Genomic DNA, 17296 nt, shown 5'->3' with positions numbered 1-17296 from the left:
ACGGGAGAGTCACGCGTGTCGCACGCCACCATCCTCCATGTGCGCAGCACCTGCGGCCTGTATGGCGCGGAGCGGGCGCTGCTGTCACTGGCCGCGTCCACGCCGTCACCGTGGCGTGCGCAGGTGTGCAGCCTCGTTCCGCCCGGGCGGGTGGATGTGCTGTCGGGCGCGGCTCGGGAGCAGGGGCTGGACGCGCTGACGCTGGAGGTGCCTGGCCGCTTCAGCGCGATGGCCGTGGCGACGCTCGCTTCGGAAGTCCGCCGACGCGGCGTGGGGCTGCTGCACGCGCATGACTACAAGTCGCTCACGCTGGGCGCCGCCGCGAGCGCGCTGGCCGGAGTCCCGCTGGTGGCCACGTACCACGGGGACACCGGCGCCACGCCCGCGCTGATCGCCTACGAAGGATTCGCGCGCGTGCTGGGCAACTGCACGCGTGCGGTGGCGGCGGTGTCGCGAGAGCTGACCGCGCGCCTGCGCCGGTACGTCCACCGCTCGCCAGTGGTCTACATCCCCAACGCGTTGCCGCTCGCGGCCGAGTGCACGGAGGAGGAGCGGCTCCAGGCTCGCGAGGCACTGGGGCTCGCGGCGGAGGGGTCCGTCATCGCGCTGGTCGGGCGCCTGTCGGTGGAGAAGGGTCCCCAGGTGCTGCTGGATGCGATGCAGCGGCTGGCTCGGACGCCCGGCGCCACGGTGCCCACGCTGCTGCTGGTGGGCGATGGCCCGCTGCGCGAGTCGCTGGAAGCGCAGGCTCAAGGGCTGCCGGTGCGCTTCCTGGGATTCCGCTCGGAGGTTCGCAGCGTGTACGCGGCGGCGGACGCGGTGGTGATGCCGTCCCTGCGGGAAGGCATGCCGCTGGTCGCGCTGGAGGCGATGGCGCTGGGCCGGCCGCTGGTGGCGTCCGGAGTCGGGGAGTTGCCCCAGGTGCTGGGCACGGGTCGCGGGCTCGTGGTGCCGCCGGGAGACGCGGGCACGCTGGCCTCGGCGCTCGCGGGATTGCTCACGGCGCCCGGCTGGCGCACGCGGATGGCGCAGGCGGCCCGGGAGTACGTCGTGGCCCACCACGCGCCGGAGCGGATGGCGAATCGCTACATCGAATCCCTCTACCTGCCCGCCCTGCTGGATCCGCGCGAAGAGCAAGTCGCGGCCGGGTAGGGCAACCGAGGCATCACCGCCTCGTCCCCGGACAGCCCCGCGACCACCCCTCCCGCCCGGCGCGGCAAAACCTGTCCGACAGTCGGACAGGTTTCCGAGGTCCGGATGGAGGGGGGCACCCGTCGGCCGCAGCCACCCAAAACCTGTAGGACAGTCGGACAGGTTTCCGAGGCCCGGGTGGGCGGAGGCACCCGTCGGCTGCGGCCGCCCAAAACCTGTAGGACAGTCGGACCGGTTTCCGAGGCCCGGATGGGTGGGGCCACCCGTCGGCCGCGGCCACCCAAAACCTGTAGGACAGTCGGACAGGTTTCCGAGGCCCGGATGGGGGGAGGCCCCCGCCAGCCCCGGCCACCCAAAACCTGTAGGACAGTCGGACAGGTTTCCGAGGTCCGGATGGGGGGAGGCCCCCGCCAGCCCTGGCCGCCGAAAACCGTTCGGACAGGTTTCCATTGTCCGGGTGGGCGGAGGCCCCATCGGCTGCGGTCACCCAGAACCTGTCGGACAGGTTTTCGCGGCCTGGATGGGTGAGCGGCACCTGCCAGCGGCGACCGCCCAGAACCTGTCGGACAGTCGGACAGGTTTCCACCGCCCGGGTGGCGGAGGCCCCCGTCGGCCTTGGCCGCCCAAGACCTGTCCGACAGTCGGACAGGTTTTTGCGGTACGTCCCCGGCGGGCGAGCCCCGAGTGGAGCCCATGTCCGCGGGCCTGGGCGTGCGGTGGTGGCCCGCCGCACGCTGCCCCAAGGCTCAGTTGGCTTCCGCTCCGGAGGGATTCTTCCCTTCACCACTCACGGACACCGCGTTCAGGTAGAGCTCTCCCAGCCCGGCCCCGATGCCGTCCCACGCGAAGGACTCCGCCAGGCGGCGGGCGTTCTGCGCGAGCCGGCTGCAGAGGTCCGGATCATTGCGCAGCCGACGCAGCGCGGCGGCGAACTCCTCGGGGGACTCCGCCAGGAGGACATGCTGCCCCTCCACCACCGGCAACCCTTCCACCGCCAGGCGCGTGGCCACCACGGGCACTCCCGCCGCCGCGGCCTCCAATACCTTCAGGCGCGTCCCACTGCCTGCTCGCAGCGGAATGGCCGTCGCCAGCGCGCGCTCCAGGTACGGCGCCACCGACGGCACCGAGCCCGTCACCACCAGCCGCTCGTTCTCCAGGGCGCGCACGGACGCGGGCGGACTGCGGCCCACCACCATCAGCTTGCTGGTCGACAGCTCCGACGACACCAACGGCCACACCTCGCGCGCCAGCAGCAGCACCGCGTCCTCGTTCGGCCACCAGTCCATGGAGCCCACGAAGACCAGGTCGTCGCCCTTGCTCTCCCGGGGCGTGAAGTCCGGCAGCTTCACGCCGTTGGGCACCACCTGAACCCGCTTCGCTCCCATGGCGCGCAGCTGCTCCGCGTCCACGGACGAGCACGCCAGCACGGTGTCCGCCTGGCTCACGCACTCGCGCTCCAGCCGCTCCACCCGGTTGAACTGCCAGCGCAGGAGCGGACGCATCGGCCGCGGGCTCAGCGGCGCCATCCGCGCGAGCAGCTGGCTCTCCACGTTGTGCTCGTCGATGACCAGGTGCGCGGACGGGTTGAGCCGCCGCGCTAGCGGCAACAGCTGCGCCATGTGCAGGTGGTCGAAGTGGATGATGTCGAACGGGCCGCGCTCCGCCAGCACCCGGCGCAAGGCGTCCTGCACACTCTGGCGCGCGAAGCGGACGTAGGTGAGCGGTGTGCCCCGCAGGAAGGCCCGCGTGCTGTTCAGGGTCTCCTCGGGCGCCACGCGCGGCAAATCCACCAGGTGCAGCCGCGAGGCCGGTACGCCCAGCTCTCCCAGCCAGCGCCTGAAGCCCTCGGCGTCGTTGCCCGCCCGGTGCACCGCGAGCACGTCCAGCGAGAAGCGCGAGGCAAGGGCGCGCACCAGCTCGAGCGTGCGCAGGGTGCCGCCCGTATCCGAAGGCAGCGGAACATAGGGAAGGATGGCGAGTACGCGTCGCACGGTGGGAAACCAGGCCTGCTTCAGGAGACGGGTGGAGCCGGCCGCGTGCTCCTCACCGCGGCCACCGGCTTGGTAAGCACCTGCTTGCAATGGGCCCAGGCCCTCGCGGCGCTTTCCCGTCGATGGACAACACATCGTCCATTCGCGATGCAACGGGATGCTGCACAGCGTCTTCCGAGCGACAGCCATATTCCCGGCGGTCTTGACCCGGGCGGAGGCCCCCCTGCCCGTGAGGGGCCTCGAAAAGGCGCGTGGTTTGCGGCATGAGGACGCACGGCGCAACGACGGAGGATGCCATGGGCCTTGAGCAGACGCAGGGGGCCGCGGCGCGCGAGCGAATCGCGCGGGTGCGGCAGGTGATGCGGGAGCGCGGTGTGGCGGCGGTCTGGGTCCCGACGAGCGACCCGCACCTGTCCACCTACGTGCCGGCCCGCTGGAAGGGGCGGGAGTGGGCGTCTGGCTTCACCGGTTCGCTGGCCACGCTGGTGGTGACGGCGGAGTACGCCGGCCTCTGGGTGGACAGCCGCTACTGGGATCAGGCGGACGCCCAGTTGAAGGGCAGCGGCATCGCGACGGTGCGGACGATGAACGCGCCCGGGCAGTCACACCTGGACTGGCTGGCCGCGAACGTGCCGCCGGGGCAGACGGTGGCGGTGGACGGGGCGGTGCTGGGCCTGGGCGTGGCGCGCTCGGCGGCCGCGCAGCTGTCCGCGGCGGGGCTGGTGCTGCGCACGGACCTGGACGTGGTGGCGGAGGCGTGGGCGGACCGGCCGCCCCTGCCCGCCGCGCCCGTGTTCGCGCACGCGCTGTCACCCGTGCCGCGGATCGACAAGCTGCGGGCCGTGCGCGCGGAGATGGGCGTGCTGGGCGCGACGCACCACTTCATCTCCACGCTGGATGATGTCGCGTGGCTGATGAACCTGCGCGGCGCGGACGTGGACCACCTCCCGCTGTTCCTCGCGCACCTGCTGGTGGAGCCCGGCGGCGCTCGGCTGTTCATCGGGGCGGGCAAGGTACCGGACGCGCTGCGCGCGGCGCTGGAGGCGGACGGCATCACGCTCCACCCGTACGACGAAGCGGGCCGCGCGCTGGGGGCGTTGCCGGACGGGACGCGGCTGCTGGTGGACCCACGGCGCATCACCCACGGGCTGCGGCAGGCGGTGCCCAAGGGCGTGACCGTGGTGGAGGGGCTCAACCCGTCCACCGTGGCCAAGTCGCGCAAGACGGACGCGGAGCTCGCGCACTTCCGCAACGCGATGGAGCAGGACGGCGCGGCGCTGTGCGCGTTCTTCGCCTGGTTCGAGTCCGCCCTCGGCCGCGAGCCCATCACCGAGCTGACCGTGGACGAGCGCCTCTCCGCGGAGCGGGCGCGGCGCCCGGGCTTCGTCTCGCTCAGCTTCTCCACCATCGCCGCGTTCAACGCGAACGCCGCCATGCCGCACTACCGGGCCACGCAGGCCTCGCACGCGACGGTGTGCCTGCCAGGGCAGAAGCCGCAGGGCCTGCTGCTCATCGACTCCGGCGGCCAGTACACGTCCGGCACCACGGACATCACCCGCGTGGTCCCCGTGGGCGAGCCCACGCCCGAGCAGCGGCGCGACTTCACGCTGGTGCTGCGCGGGAACATCAACCTGTCCCGCGCCCGCTTCCCCCGGGGGACCCGCTCCCCGAACCTGGACGCGCTGGCGCGGGCGCCGCTGTGGGCGGAGGGGCTGGACTACGGCCACGGCACGGGCCACGGCGTGGGCTTCTTCCTCAACGTCCACGAGGGGCCGCACGGCTTCTCCCCGACGCTGCCCAACGACCTCACCACGGCGATGGAGCCGGGGATGATCACCTCCAACGAGCCCGGCCTCTACCGTCCGGGCCGCTGGGGCATCCGCATCGAGAACCTCATCGCCGCCGTGCCCGACCGCAAGACGGAGTTCGGCGACTTCCTGCGCTTCGAGACGCTGAGCCTCTGCCCCATCGACACGCGGCTGGTGGACCCGGCCCTGCTGTCCCGGGAGGAGGTGGACTGGCTCAATGCCTATCACGCCACCGTGCGCGAACGGCTCCAGCCCCACGTCGAAGGCGCGGCGCGCGACTGGCTGAACCAGCGCACCCAGCCGCTCTGAACCGCACTGCTCGCGACCCGACGGAAAGGCAGACGCGTCGCTGGACGCGTCGCCCTGAAGGCGCGCAAGCTGGGCCGCGCGGGGGGGCCGGCCCCGCATGTGATGGGAAGGGCTTCGCATGCGACTGACCCGAGTGCTGTTCCCCCTGCTGGCGGTGTTCCCCCTGCTGGCCTGTGGAGACAGCGATGGCGGCGTGGGGGAGAGCTGCGGTGAGGACGGCTGTGATTCCGGCCTCTCCTGCCGCAGGGACTTCCCCGGCACCTTCTGCGCGCAGGACTGCACCGCGGAAGGGGAGGGCGGAGGCTGTCCGTCCGGCACGCTGTGCACGCGCCAGTTCGACACGCTGATGTGCTCGCCCGTCTGTGACTCCGCGTCCGACTGCCGGGAGAGCTTCGCCTGCAACGGCGTCAGCAACACGAACCTCAAGGCCTGCCAGGTCAAGCTGTAGGCCCCACCGCCCTCAGGGGCTCAGCCGCTCCCGGAAGCGCTGGGACTGGCGGCGCGACATCTCCACTTCCCGGCCTCCCCGGAGCCGGGCGATGAGCGTGCCGCCTGGACCCGGCTCCAACGCCTCCACGAAGTCGAGGTTGATGAGGTGCTGGCGGCTCGCGCGGAAGAAGCGCGCCGGGTCCAACCGCTCCTCCAGGTGGTTGAGCGAGCGGGCCAGGAGCGGCTCCGCGTCCGGCAGGTGCAGCCGGGCGTAGTTGCCCTCGGAGCTGAAGAGCGGCACCTGCGACAGGGCCACCAGCCAGCAGCGCTCGCCGTCCCGCACGAACACGCGCTCCAGGGGCGTCACCGGCGCGCCAACCGCGCGCTGCGCACGCCCCCGTTGCCGTACGCGCTCCAGCGCCTCCGCGAGCCGCGCGGCCTCGATGGGCTTGAGCAGGTAGTCGAGCGCATTCACCTGGAAGGCCCGCAGCGCGTGGGCGTCATGCGCGGTGGTGAAGACCACGTCCGGAGGGGCTTCCAGCCGGTCGAGCACGTCGAAGCCCGTGCCGCCCGGCATCTGGATGTCGAGCAGGAGCAGGTCCGGCGCGAGCGCCTCCACCCGCTCGCACGTCTCGTCCACATGGGTGGCCTCGCCCACCACCTCCACCTCGGGGAAGGCCGTCAGCAGGCGGCGCAGCTCCGCGCGCGCGAGCCGCTCGTCGTCGGCGATGAGGACCTTCATGCCGCCTCCAGGGGGATGTGCACGCGGGCCGTCGTGACCGTGGGCTGTGACTGATCCAACCGGAGGGACGCGGCGGCGCCGCAGAGCAGCCGCAGGCGCTCCGTGGCATTGCGCAGCCCCACGCCCCCCGAGTCCACCGTCCCCGCACCCACGTCCGGACTCCCCGGCGTGTTGGCGACCTCCAGGCACAGCGCCCGGTCCTCGATGCGAGCCTTCACCGACACCTCCCCTCCGCGGGGCGCGGGCGCGATGCCGTGCTTGATGGCGTTCTCCACCAGCGTCTGGACCAGCATCGCGGGCACGGAGACGCCCAGCGCGTCGGGCGCTACGTCCATGCGGACGCGCAGCCGCTCCTCCAGGCGGATGGCCTCCAGGCCCAGGTAGTCATCCACCACCTGGAGCTCCCGCTGCAGCGTCACCGTCTCCGGCCCCCGCGCACCCAGCGCATAGCGCAGCAGCCCCGACAGGCGCGTCACCGCCTCCTGCGCGCGGACGGGATCCTCCACGATGAGGCCCCGCAGTCCGTTGAGACAGTTGAAGAGGAAGTGCGGCTGGAGCTGCGCCTGGAGGAAGCGCAGCTCCGCGGACCGGGTCGCCGCCTCCAGCTTCCAGTGCTCCAACTCCACCCGCCGCGCATGCGTGACGGCCTGCACGGCGATGTAGAGGGTCAACCAGACACCCATCACCAGCGACCACATGGTGGCGCTGCTGAAGTAGCCCGCCCAGGAGGCCTCCTCCAGCGAGTACACGTGGAAGACGAACACGGCCTCCAGGAAGACGAGCGTGTTCTGGAGCAGGCCCAGGACGAGCCCCGCCGCCAGCACGCGCGCGACCAGCCGGGGCAATGGCAGACGGGCCCATGCGTGCAACCGCAGCGCCCGGCGCGCCACGTGGGTGAGCCCCAGCCCCGTCGCACCGGCGATGAGCCAGCCCATGGCCGGCGGGCCGTGAGCCCCCGCCAGCGCGATGTTGAGGAGGGTATGCAGTCCCCAGCCCCCCACCTGGCAGGCCGTGTAGCCCCGCGAGCGTGTCATCCGAATCGTGCCTCCGGTGAAGGACCGGGGAGTCGAACACACTCAGTGGACTGGTTCCACCCGGGCCACCGGCGCGGGCAGGGCGCCGAGGAAGGCGTCGGTCTCCCGCAGGAAGCCCGCCGGGTCATCCCACATGATGAAGTGCCGGGCCGTGTCGTTCAGCACCACGCGTGCACCGGAGAGGTTGCGGTACTGCGCGCGGTAGACGGACTCCACCTGCTCCTTCGGCACCCGGCCCTTCAGCGCCACCCACGAGCCCAGCGCGAGCGCGGGCACCTGGATGCGCGTCAGCTCGGGCCGCAGGTCCGTGGTGGAGAGCTCGGAGAAGGCGTTGATGATGGTTTCCAGATCGCTGTCCACGCTCCAGCGCATCGCGGTCTGGACGTTGTCCTCGTCGGTGATGAAGCCGCGCAGCGTGCGCAGCGTCTGGGCATTGCGCTGATCCGGCGGCTGCATGCGCATCCTCGCGCTCAGCTCCTCCACCTGGGGACGGACGCTCTCGGCCGTCGCGGAAGGGTCCATCGCGGCGGGAAGGAACGGCAGGCTGTCCACGAGCACGAGCCCTCCCACGAGCTCCGGTGCGTCCTCCGCCACCGCGAGCGCAAGCACTCCGCCCAGGCTGTGGCCCACGAGGATGGGGCGCTCCAGGTGCTCGCCGCGGATGTAGTCCGCCAACGCGCGGCGCATCGTCGGCAGGAAGGGGCCGGGCACCGCGGGCTGCCCCGCGAAGCCCGCGAGCGTGAAGACGTGGCAGTCATACCGGGACTGGTAGTGCGCCACCGTCGCGTCCCAGACCTTGCCAGACGACGACAGCCCGGGGATGAGCAGCAGCGGCCGGCCCTGGCCCGAGCGCTGGACACGGAACGGCGTGGGCGCCGCCGCTTGAGCAGCCGTCGCGCCGCCGCCGGGGGACGCCGTCGCACAGCCAAACAACAGGGGAAGGGTACAGAGGGCAAGCAGGATGCGGCGCATCTACGGACTCCGCGAAGGACCGCCGGTCGGACGGTGCGTGACGCGAAGAAGACTAGGGAGCCGCCAGCCCGGGTCCGCGCCTTTGTGATGAGCGGCGCGGCGGAAGGATGAGCGGTAACGACGTCATCGCCGTCCGGACAGTGTCTGTCGCCAGGGAATGACGAGGAGCCAGGACCTGGGATGGATTGAAGCCCATGTCCAAGTCCCCGCCGTCGCGCCGCTGGATGCTGACCGCCTTCCTCGTCTGGCTCCCCGGCCTCGTGCATGTCTTCCCGTTCCTGGGCGTCTACATGCTGATGTTCAACAAGGCCTACGCCCTGGCGCTGTTCGTCGGCTTCGCCCTCACCGGGCTCGCCCTGGGCCTCATCCAGGCGCTCACGCGCGGCCTCAGGGCGCTGTGGCTCACCCCGGCGTCCTTCGTCGCGGGGTGGACGCCGTTGCCGGTGCTCATGTCCCTGGACGCACCCTTCAGCGTCGCGTGGGCGCTGACCCTGTTCACCTCCGCCGGGTGCGTGGGCCTGGGCCAGTGGATGCTCCGCTCCGAAGGCCGGGCCTGAATCGCCCTGGAGGGCATGACGCGGCCGGACAGGAGCGGGGCGCCTCGTGGAAATTACATAGCGCCCGCTATGCCTTCCCGCGTCATGCGGGCCCGAGCGATCCATGTAACCCGTCGAGCGACACCGGCGTATCGCCTACGCTGCTCCGGGATTCACGTGATTGCGGAGAGTCAGGCAACATTCGAATCGAAATGTAGAGAATCCCGGGGACTTTCTCGATTCTCGAAAAGGTAGGAGTTCCGCCCATGACCACCCCCATTGATGGTTCCGCCGCCGCCGCTGCCCGTGCCGCCGCCGAAGCCGCCGCGCGCGCCGCCGCCGAGGCCGCTGCCCGCGCCGCCGCGAAGGCCGCCGCTGAAGCCGCCGCGAAGGCCGCCGCCGAAGCCGCCGCGAAGGCCGCCGCGAAGCAGCAGGCGAAGCAGCCCACGGTGAAGCTCTTCAATGACGGGTTCTCCTCGGGCGGCGCGCAGAACCGCGGCGGGGTGAACCGGCTGACGGGTGAGACGACCAACCCGTTCGCCACGCCGCTCGGCACCAGTGGCGGCCATGCGCGTCCCCTCAGCGGCCCGGTGCCGGGGACTGCCAACGGCGCGGTCCCGGTGCGGGCCGACGTCAACGGTGCCGCTCCGGCGGCGGATCCGAAGCCGCCCAAGGCGGAGGCGCTGCCGGACAAGCCGGAGGAGCTGCCCAAGCTCTTCCCGGAGCTGAAGGACAAGAGCAAGGAGGACCTGAAGAAGGCCTACGACTCGCTCAACAAGCTGGGCACCGGCACCTTCTCGGAGAAGGCCACCGCCCTGGGCGAGCTGGCCTCGCAGTTCCCGGAGACGGTCCCCAACGCGCTGGAGCGCCTGGGCGTCCAGGACGACAAGCTGGCGAAGCTGGCCACCAACTCGGACGCGCTCACGTCGCTGGGCAAGCTGACGGACCCCAAGGCGAGCAAGGTCGACAAGGCGCAGGCGGCCCTCACCCTGGCGAAGGTCACCGGCGACACGTTCGCGCCGGAGGACCTGAAGGGCGTGCTGGACACCACGCTCAAGGGGCTGCCCGCGGCGGAGAAGCTGGTGGGCGCCATCGGCAAGTGGACGGACCCCAACGCCTCCGCCACGGACAAGGCCACCGCCACGCTGGAGCTGGGCAAGGCGCTCAAGGACTTCGCCGGGGACAAGTTCCCCGCGCTCGCCAATGACCTGCGCAAGCTGGACGGGTCGCTGCGCGCCGCGGGCGCCGCCATCACCCTGGTGGACCCCAACGCGTCCACGCAGGACAAGGCGCTGGCCGCCGCGCAGCTCCTGGCGGAGGTGCCCGACCTCAAGAAGGACCTCAAGGCCTTCGCGGACGTCCTCAAGAACGCGGGCGTGAAGAACGCGACGGACGTGGCCCAGCAGGGCTCGCAGCTGGCCAACGTGAAGGTGAAGGGGCTGGATCCGCAGCTCGCGTCCAAGCTCACGCCGGATCAGCTGAAGAAGCTGGAGTCCGCCGCCACCAAGCTGGGCGGTCCGGAGTCGATGGAGGCCGCGCTCAAGGGCATCACCGACCCCAAGGCCCTGGACAACCTGGTGGGCCAGCTGGGCAAGGTGGACGCCGAGGCCGGCAAGAAGCTGGTGAGCGCGCTGGGCGGCATGGAGCACAAGGTCCTCAACGAGGTCCTGTCGGATCCGAAGACCACGGAGCAGTTCGCCAAGCTCGCGGGCAAGCTGGACGACGACGCGGCGAAGATCGTGTCCAAGCTGGTGACGGACATGGACTCCGGCGCCGTCAAGGCGCTGCTCAAGCTCACGGACGGCCTGGGCGCGGACGCGCTCAACACCACCGTGAAGGGCCTGGGCCCGCTGCTGGACAAGGCGGGCAGCAAGCTGGTGGGCCAGGGCCTGAAGGTGATGGAGAAGGTGCTGGGCAAGATCGGCGTGGAGATCACCGCCGACGTGGCCGGCAAGGTCTTCAAGAACCTGGCGAAGGTCGTCCCGGTGGCGGGCGCGCTGCCCAACGCCATCGACGCGGCGAAGTTCGAGAAGGAATCCCTGGAGCTGCACGGCAAGAACAACGACCTGGGCTACTTCGCGCACACCGCCGCGGCGCTGAACGTCGCGGACGGAGCCCTGGGCATCGCGCTGGATCTGACCGGCGTGGGCGTGGCCGTGGACGTGGGCGCCAGCGTGCTCCTGGGCGCCGCCGAGCTGGCGATGGACATCGGCTTCACCCAGGAGAAGGCCAAGTATGAGGCCGACCCCAAGGGCTACAAGGCTCCGGACTGGATGAAGGCCGTGAACCTGGCGGGCGCCGCCGCGCAGGGCCCCGCGGGCCTGGCGCACATGGCCGCGTACTACGGGCCGGAAGGCACCGCGCAGCTCATCCAGTGGGGCGTGGAGAAGGCCGCCAAGGGCGCGACGAAGGCCGCCGAGTTCGTGGGCGTGTCCCAGGCGGAGCTGGCCGGCGAGGGCCTCAAGGGGGCCGCGAAGGTCATCCACAAGCTGGCGGACGTGGTGCGCAACCCGTCCCAGTACGGCGAGGCCGCGGTGAAGGCGGCCACGGAGGCCTTCAACACCGCCATCGAGAAGGGCGGCGAGCTGGCGAAGGAGGCCAAGCAGGTCCTCGACAACGTCATCGACGGCGCGAAGCAGCTGGGTGAGAAGGGCCTGGAGACGCTCAAGTACATCGCCCAGAACCCGGGCGAGGCCGCGAAGAAGGCGCTCGATGGCATCAAGAGCGTCGTGGACTCCGGCCTGGACCTGGCCACGGACGCCGGCAAGGCGCTCTACAAGCAGGCCGTCTCCACGCTGAACGACCTGAAGGCCGGCTACGACAAGCTCACCGGCGCCGCGAAGGAGAAGGCCAAGGAGCTCATCGACGGCGCGACGACGCTCGTGTCCAACACGGTGAACAAGGCCAAGGAGCTGGGCGAGAAGGGCCTGGAGCTGCTGGCCTGGACGGCGCAGAACCCGGGCGAGGCCGCGGCCAAGGCCAAGGAGGCCATTGGCGATGCCCTGGCCAAGGGCGGCGAGCTGGCGAAGAAGGCCTGGGAGTCCGTGAAGGACCTGGGCGCCGCGGGCGCCGAGCTGGCGGAGGGCCTGGTGAAGGGCCTGGCCAACGCGGGCGAGAAGGCCGTGGAGACGCTCAAGTACATCGCGGAGAACCCCGGCGAGGCGCTCACCAAGGCCGGCGAGTGGGTGGGCGGCGCGCTGTCCGACCTGGCCCGCAAGGGCGGCGAGCTGGCGAACGCCGCGGCCGGCGCCCTCAAGGACATGATCGACTTCGGCGGCCGGCGCCTGGAGTGGGCCAAGGGCTTCGCCCGCGACCTGCTCAAGGACGGCGTGGAGTCCTTCAAGAACGTCGCCAAGGCCTGGAAGGACAACCTCTCCGAGGGCGGCAAGGAGCTGCTCATCGCCGTGGCGGACCTGGGTGACGCGGGCGTGGACGCGCTCAAGGACCTGGCCGGCGTGGGCGGACAGCTGGCGGAGGCCGCCGTCGGCCACCTGGGCGACCTGGCGAAGAAGAGCATCGAGGGCGCGAAGGAAGCGCTCGGGGCCCTGGCGGATTTCGGCGGCGAGGTGGGCGAGCTGGCCGGGGACGCGTTCAACGGCGTGAAGGACTTCTTCGACGACCTCATCCCGGACGACATCCCGGGCGTGCCCTTCGTCTGATCCACCGCGTCACAATCCTGTAGCGCCGCACGGGGTCTGTTCCTTCACGGGAACAGGCCCCGTTCGCGTTCGTGGTGTGTGATTGGATTTTTCCACCAAACGCCCCGGGTCAACGGCTGTGAAGCCAGGCAGACCCGGGGTGTCATCGTTGCCCGTTCGTGACGAACCGGGCAATCCAGACAAGTTTGGGCGGAAAATTACGCACTGGTTAAACTGTGAGATCTTTATTTCCAGATCTCACGCAACTCACAGGGAGGGGTCTGGATAATCGGGCAGGAATTACAGCCGCCAACGAGGAATCCCCGAATGAGCCTCTCCGCGACCACGTCCCAGCGCACGAACTCTGTCTTCTCGAATCGTTCCCAGGCGCTGACGACGAGCGCGGTTCGCACCAGCGCGAACCCGAACGCCATCCTGTCCCAGTACCAGCCCACGGGCGCCTCGGCGCGCACGGCGCGGCAGGACGGGCTGCAGCCGGGCGTGGCGGCGTCCACGAAGATGGCGCAGACGGACCTGGCGCGCCTGCAGCAGTACAAGGGCAACATCGAGGCGGCGGCGGCGAAGCACGGCCTGCCCCCCGCGCTGCTGGCGGCCATCGCCAGCCGCGAGTCCCGCGCGGGCGCGGCGTTGGATCGCACGGGCCACGGCGACGGCGGCAACGGCTTTGGTGTGATGCAGGTGGATCACCGCTACCACACGACCAAGGGCGGCCCCACCAGCGCGGAGCACATCGACCAGGCGGCGGGCATCCTCAAGGGCTACGTCAACGACATGAAGAAGGCGCACCCGGACTGGTCCGAGGCGCAGCAGCTTCGTGGCGCGGTGGCCGCGTACAACTCCGGTCCGGGCAACGTCCGCACCCTGGCGGGCATGGACCAGGGCACCACGGGCAATGACTACTCCAACGACGTGTGGGCGCGCGCGCAGGCGCTGGCGCCGCACTTCGGCGGTGCCGCGACGAACGCCGGCACCAACACGAACACCAACACCTCCACGCGCCCGTCGCGGACCGCCGACACCTTCGAGCCCGCGAGCACCCAGAAGCCGGGGACGAAGACGTGGAGCGCCGCACCCTCGATGGACCAGGTGACGGCGGGCGGTAACAACCTGCGCGAGGGCATGCAGGGCCCGGCGGTGAAGCAGATCCAGGAGATGCTGGGTGTCCCGGCGGACGGCAAGTTCGGCCCCGTGACGAAGAAGGCCGTGGAGGACTTCCAGCGGGCGAACGGCGTGAGGGCGGGCAGCAACGCGGGCCAGGTCGGCCCTGACACGTTCCGGGCGCTGCAGGGCAACCGCCCCGGCAGCACCAACACCACCAACGGGACGAACAACACCCAGGGCACGACCAACACCCAGGGGACGAACAACAACGGCGCGGTGCTGGGCAACGGCGTCCGCATCAACACCAACGACCCCACGCTGCAGAAGCTGGCCACCTCGCGCCTGAACAATGGCCAGACGGGCTACTGCGTGCGCACCACGCTGGACAACATGACCCGGCTGGGCATCCCGAACACGCCGGCGGCGACGGGCAACGACCCGAACAACCCCCGCGGCGGCATGGCGCAGATGCTGCGCAACGGCTGGGAGTCCATCCCGTTCCCGGGTGCCCAGCAGAAGGCCATCAAGAGCCCGTACGGCAACGCCACCGCGAACGTCGTGACCGCGGACCAGTACCGCAAGCTCGTCGCGGACGGGAAGGTGCCGGACGGCGCCATCATCTTCCAGTCGCGCCACGGCTGGGACTACAGCGGCGGCTCCAAGGGCAACGACATGGGCATCGTGCGCAACGGCGGCAAGACGACCCACAACTACCAGTCCATGAACTCCATCATCTATTCGGACTGCAAGGAGGTCGTCATCCTGGTCCCGAAGGGCGCCATCCAGCGCGACTGATGTGAGCCGGGGAGGGGGCTGGTTTCAGGCCCCCTCCTTCGTCAGCAACTCCGCGCCCAGCTTCCTGGCCGCGTCCAGGAACTCGTCCCCCAGCTTCGTGCCGCGCACGGCGCGCGCCAGCGACAGCGCGCCGTACATGAGCGCGATGGCGGCCAGCGCCTTCTCCCGGCGCCGCGCCCCGGCGGGCAGCAGCTCCGCGTACGAGCGGACGAACTCCTGCAGCTCCGCCTCCAGTCCGCCCCGATAGGGCTCTCCCGCGCGCGACACCTCCGCGGTGATGCTGGGCAGGGGACAGGTGGGGGTGACGGCGTCACGGTGCTTGCGCGACAGGTAGCGCTCCAGCACCTTCAGCGCGGGCGCGTCCGGCGCGTCCTCCTTCGCCTTGCGCAGGAGCGCGTTCCACGCCGTGCGAGCGGTGCTCCGGAGGGTCTCCGTGAACAGGTGCTCCTTCGAGTCGAAGTGCCCGTAGAAGCCGCCCACCGTGAGGCCGGCTCCCTTCATCACGTCCATGATGGAGCTGGCCTGGATGCCCCGCTCCAGGAGCAGCGTGGCGGCGGACGCGAGGATGGCGTCATGCGACTTCTGCTTCTGCTCCGTCTTCTGGGTCATGATGGATGACGGCAGTAATATTGCCGTCATCCTCCGTCAAGGCGGCGCTCCCTCGCGCGCCTGCTACTTCTTCTTGCGCGAGCCGTCCTCGTAGAAGGCCTCGTCCTCCACGAGCCCGCCGTCGGGGTTCCAGCGCTTGCGCGTGGTGACGCGGTCCTTCGTCCACTGCGAGTCCTCGACGAGGGTGCCGTTCTCCGCCCACACCTGGCGCCGGCCTTCCGCCTTGCCCTTCACGTAGTGCTCGCGGCGCTCCGTGCCGCCGTCCGGGAAGAAGGCCTCCGCCACGCCGTCGGAGTCGAAGCCGTTGTGGAAGTCACCCTTGAGCAGGTTCCGCCGCTCGCGCAGCGAGCCGTCGTCCTCGAAGTAGGACTCCACCGCGCGGTCTCCGGTCACGACGAGCTCGTGCTTGCGCTCGCCGTTCTGGAAGTACTCCACGCGCTTCACCTGCTGGCGGTTCTTCCAGGTGACGACCTGCTTCTTGCCGCCGTCGTTGAAGAACTCCGTCTCGTCGCCCTCCCTCTGGCCCTGGGCCCAGGTCGTGGAGGTGAGGGCCTTCCCGGCGGCGTACCGCGTGCTCACGCCGTCGAGCACGCCCGCGGAGTACGCATTGGTCGCGGTGCGCTGCCCCTCCTTGTCGAAGAGCTCCGTCACGCCTTCGCGCCGTCCGTTCTTCAGCGGGATGACGGCGCGCTTCTGGCCGTTCGGATGGAAGAACACCAGCGGGGAGGGCCCCTTCCAGACGCAGTCCTTCAGGCCGGCCTCCCATGACGAGCGCAGGCCGCAGCCCGCCTTGGTGAGCCGCCCGTTCTCGTCATAGTCCTCGTAGGTGCTCTTCTCGTCCTCCGGCTGCCGGTCCATGCGCCGGGACACCTTGCCGTTGGGGTGGTAGCGCAGCGACTCGCCCTGCTCGTTGTCGTCCACGTAGTGGCTGGTCTCCACCAGCCGGCCGTCCTCATGGCGCTTGAAGCCGCCGTGGCGCTTGCCGGCCTTGTACTCCTGCTCCACTGCGCGGCCGTCGGACCAGCGGCGCACCTCCCAGCCGTCCTGCTTGCCGTTCTTGAACGAGACGGTGTGCGTCTCCTTCTTCGTGTCCTCGTCCACGCAGCGCACGGTGCCGGTGAGGTTCGCGGTGGAGCTTCCGTTGTCCAGGTTGATGGGCTTGCCCTGGAACGAGCAGCGCTCGATGGCCCACGCGGGCGTGGAGAACAGGGGCACGGACAGCAGGACAAGACGCATCACGGAAGGCGCGCGCATGGAGGGCTCACGGACGTGGGAACGAAGGGGCCGTTTTACTCACCCTAGATGAGCGCGCGCTCCGGCAGGCCTCTTTCCCTGTGTATGGGGAATGCCTACCCGGAGTCGAAAGGGGTTCACTTGATGTGTGTGTCCCCCTGTAGAGTCGTGGCTCGCGACGACGGGGGGCTTCATGCGCGCGCAGGGATCAGGCTTCGGGCTCTGGATGCGAAGGCTCGTGCTGGCGTGGCTCTTGGGGGTGGGGCTCGTGCTCGTTCCATCCGGGGCGCGGGCCGAGGAGCCGGGGCCCTTCCAGACGCAGGTGCGTGCGGCGCGCCAGCTCTATGACGAACTCGAATACGAACGCGCGCTGGCGGAGCTGTCCCGCGCCCGGCGGCATTCCTCGGGTGAGGCGGACGACGTGCTCCTGGCGCTCTACGAGGGCGTCATCCTGGCGGACCTGGGCCGGACGGAGTCCTCCAGCGCCGCCTTCCGGGTGGCCCTGCTGCTCCAGCCCGGGGCGGAGCTGCCCTTGAAGGTCTCGCCCAAGGTGGAGCAGCGCTTCGAGTCCGTGCGGCAGCAGGTGCTGCGCGAGCTGGCGAAGCAGGACGTGCGCGTGCCTCCGTTGGCTCCTCCGCCCGTGGCCACCGCGCCTCTTGATCCCGTCACGTCCGCGGACATGCGCGCCTCACCCGTGAGCGCCGCGCCGGAGGTCTCCACGTCAGCGACCGTGCGGAGCCGCGCGTGGATCCCCGCGACGGTGGGCGGGGTGCTGCTGGTGGGCGGTGGGGTGTCCTATCTCCAGGCCCGGAGCGAGCGCTCCCGGCTGCGGCGCGACGACGCCAGCATCGCGAACTCCCAGGACGTGGACCGGAGCGTGTCGCGAGGAAAGAGCTTCCAGACCGTGGGCCTGGTGCTCGCGGGGG

General features: G+C 70.6%; 13 protein-coding genes. 7 read left to right on the top strand and 6 right to left on the bottom strand.

Translation table 11 applies throughout. The features are described 5' to 3' along the window. The first annotated feature begins 15 nt into the window (after positions 1-15). Positions 16-1152 (top strand): glycosyltransferase family 4 protein, encoded by a 1137-nt coding sequence (locus D7Y21_RS19050; protein WP_158627315.1) that lies wholly within the window; start codon positions 16-18, stop codon positions 1150-1152. 746 nt (positions 1153-1898) lie between these two features. On the opposite strand, the gene D7Y21_RS19045 is transcribed toward D7Y21_RS19050, so the two are convergent. Further along, positions 1899-3143, bottom strand: coding sequence for a glycosyltransferase family 4 protein (locus D7Y21_RS19045; protein WP_158619271.1), 1245 nt, complete (start codon positions 3141-3143; stop codon positions 1899-1901). 296 nt (positions 3144-3439) lie between these two features. On the opposite strand from D7Y21_RS19045, the gene D7Y21_RS19040 reads away from it, so the two are divergent. Together D7Y21_RS19040 and D7Y21_RS19035 are read left to right on the top strand one after the other, a co-directional pair. Further along, a complete protein-coding gene (locus D7Y21_RS19040) occupies positions 3440-5260 on the top strand; it encodes an aminopeptidase P family protein (protein WP_121714848.1) in 1821 nt (606 codons plus the stop codon). Between the two features lie 118 nt (positions 5261-5378). Beyond that, positions 5379-5708, top strand: coding sequence for a hypothetical protein (locus tag D7Y21_RS19035; RefSeq protein WP_121714847.1), 330 nt, complete (start codon positions 5379-5381; stop codon positions 5706-5708). Positions 5709-5720: 12 nt separating this feature from the next. Here the strand turns inward: D7Y21_RS19035 and D7Y21_RS19030 are convergent, their stop codons facing one another. From D7Y21_RS19030 to D7Y21_RS19020, 3 genes are read right to left on the bottom strand one after another with little or no spacing between them, the layout of a single operon-like run. Continuing rightward, on the bottom strand, positions 5721-6431 hold the full coding sequence (locus tag D7Y21_RS19030; protein WP_120563633.1) for a LytTR family DNA-binding domain-containing protein: 711 nt from the start codon (positions 6429-6431) through the stop codon (positions 5721-5723). Next, positions 6428-7465 carry a sensor histidine kinase gene (locus D7Y21_RS19025; protein WP_121714845.1) on the bottom strand — a complete coding sequence of 346 codons (1038 nt, stop codon included), beginning with the start codon at positions 7463-7465 and terminating at the stop codon, positions 6428-6430. The genes D7Y21_RS19030 and D7Y21_RS19025 overlap by 4 nt, the downstream gene beginning before the upstream one ends. 42 nt (positions 7466-7507) lie before the next feature. Further along, a complete protein-coding gene (locus D7Y21_RS19020) occupies positions 7508-8437 on the bottom strand; it encodes an alpha/beta fold hydrolase (RefSeq protein WP_121714843.1) in 930 nt (309 codons plus the stop codon). A gap of 194 nt (positions 8438-8631) precedes the next feature. Between D7Y21_RS19020 and D7Y21_RS19015 the strand changes: the two genes are divergently transcribed. From D7Y21_RS19015 to D7Y21_RS19000, 3 genes are all read left to right on the top strand, one after another. After that, the gene (locus tag D7Y21_RS19015; RefSeq protein ID WP_120563630.1) at positions 8632-8994 is read left to right on the top strand and encodes a hypothetical protein; all 363 of its coding nucleotides are present in this window, start codon (positions 8632-8634) and stop codon (positions 8992-8994) included. Positions 8995-9239: 245 nt separating this feature from the next. Next, positions 9240-12632: a Dauer Up-regulated gene (locus D7Y21_RS19005; RefSeq protein WP_199735445.1), complete on the top strand. Its 3393-nt coding sequence runs from the start codon at positions 9240-9242 to the stop codon at positions 12630-12632. Between the two features lie 306 nt (positions 12633-12938). Continuing rightward, complete coding sequence (locus D7Y21_RS19000) at positions 12939-14528, top strand: peptidoglycan-binding protein (RefSeq protein WP_121714838.1); 1590 nt, start codon at positions 12939-12941, stop codon at positions 14526-14528. Between the two features lie 24 nt (positions 14529-14552). Here D7Y21_RS19000 and D7Y21_RS18995 read toward each other — a convergent pair whose 3' ends face one another. Both D7Y21_RS18995 and D7Y21_RS18990 read right to left on the bottom strand, forming a co-directional pair. Next, positions 14553-15137, bottom strand: a complete 585-nt coding sequence (locus D7Y21_RS18995) for a TetR/AcrR family transcriptional regulator (protein WP_121714836.1) — start codon at positions 15135-15137, stop codon at positions 14553-14555. A 63-nt stretch (positions 15138-15200) separates the two neighbouring features. Continuing rightward, complete coding sequence (locus D7Y21_RS18990) at positions 15201-16391, bottom strand: toxin-antitoxin system YwqK family antitoxin (RefSeq protein ID WP_120563625.1); 1191 nt, start codon at positions 16389-16391, stop codon at positions 15201-15203. A 205-nt stretch (positions 16392-16596) separates the two neighbouring features. Here D7Y21_RS18990 and D7Y21_RS18985 point away from each other — a divergent pair. Continuing rightward, a partial coding sequence (locus D7Y21_RS18985; protein WP_147469324.1) for a hypothetical protein occupies positions 16597-17296 on the top strand: 700 nt, incomplete at its 3' end.

The sequence above is a fragment of the Corallococcus sp. AB045 genome, from assembly GCF_003668895.1.
Classification (GTDB): Bacteria; Myxococcota; Myxococcia; order Myxococcales; family Myxococcaceae; genus Corallococcus; species Corallococcus coralloides.
This window is presented reverse-complemented; position numbering and strand designations above follow the sequence as displayed.

Excerpts from the sequence above, each read along its gene's own strand:
- D7Y21_RS19025 (WP_121714845.1), bottom strand. The coding sequence starts at position 7,465 with ATGACACGCTCGCGGGGCTACACGGCCTGCCAGGTGGGGGGCTGGGGA.
- D7Y21_RS19035 (WP_121714847.1), top strand. The coding sequence starts at position 5,379 with ATGCGACTGACCCGAGTGCTGTTCCCCCTGCTGGCGGTGTTCCCCCTG.
- D7Y21_RS19005 (WP_199735445.1), top strand. The coding sequence starts at position 9,240 with ATGACCACCCCCATTGATGGTTCCGCCGCCGCCGCTGCCCGTGCCGCC.
- D7Y21_RS19015 (WP_120563630.1), top strand. The coding sequence starts at position 8,632 with ATGTCCAAGTCCCCGCCGTCGCGCCGCTGGATGCTGACCGCCTTCCTC.
- D7Y21_RS18990 (WP_120563625.1), bottom strand. The coding sequence starts at position 16,391 with ATGCGCGCGCCTTCCGTGATGCGTCTTGTCCTGCTGTCCGTGCCCCTG.
- D7Y21_RS19040 (WP_121714848.1), top strand. The coding sequence starts at position 3,440 with ATGGGCCTTGAGCAGACGCAGGGGGCCGCGGCGCGCGAGCGAATCGCG.
- D7Y21_RS19020 (WP_121714843.1), bottom strand. The coding sequence starts at position 8,437 with ATGCGCCGCATCCTGCTTGCCCTCTGTACCCTTCCCCTGTTGTTTGGC.
- D7Y21_RS19030 (WP_120563633.1), bottom strand. The coding sequence starts at position 6,431 with ATGAAGGTCCTCATCGCCGACGACGAGCGGCTCGCGCGCGCGGAGCTG.
- D7Y21_RS19000 (WP_121714838.1), top strand. The coding sequence starts at position 12,939 with ATGAGCCTCTCCGCGACCACGTCCCAGCGCACGAACTCTGTCTTCTCG.
- D7Y21_RS18995 (WP_121714836.1), bottom strand. The coding sequence starts at position 15,137 with ATGACCCAGAAGACGGAGCAGAAGCAGAAGTCGCATGACGCCATCCTC.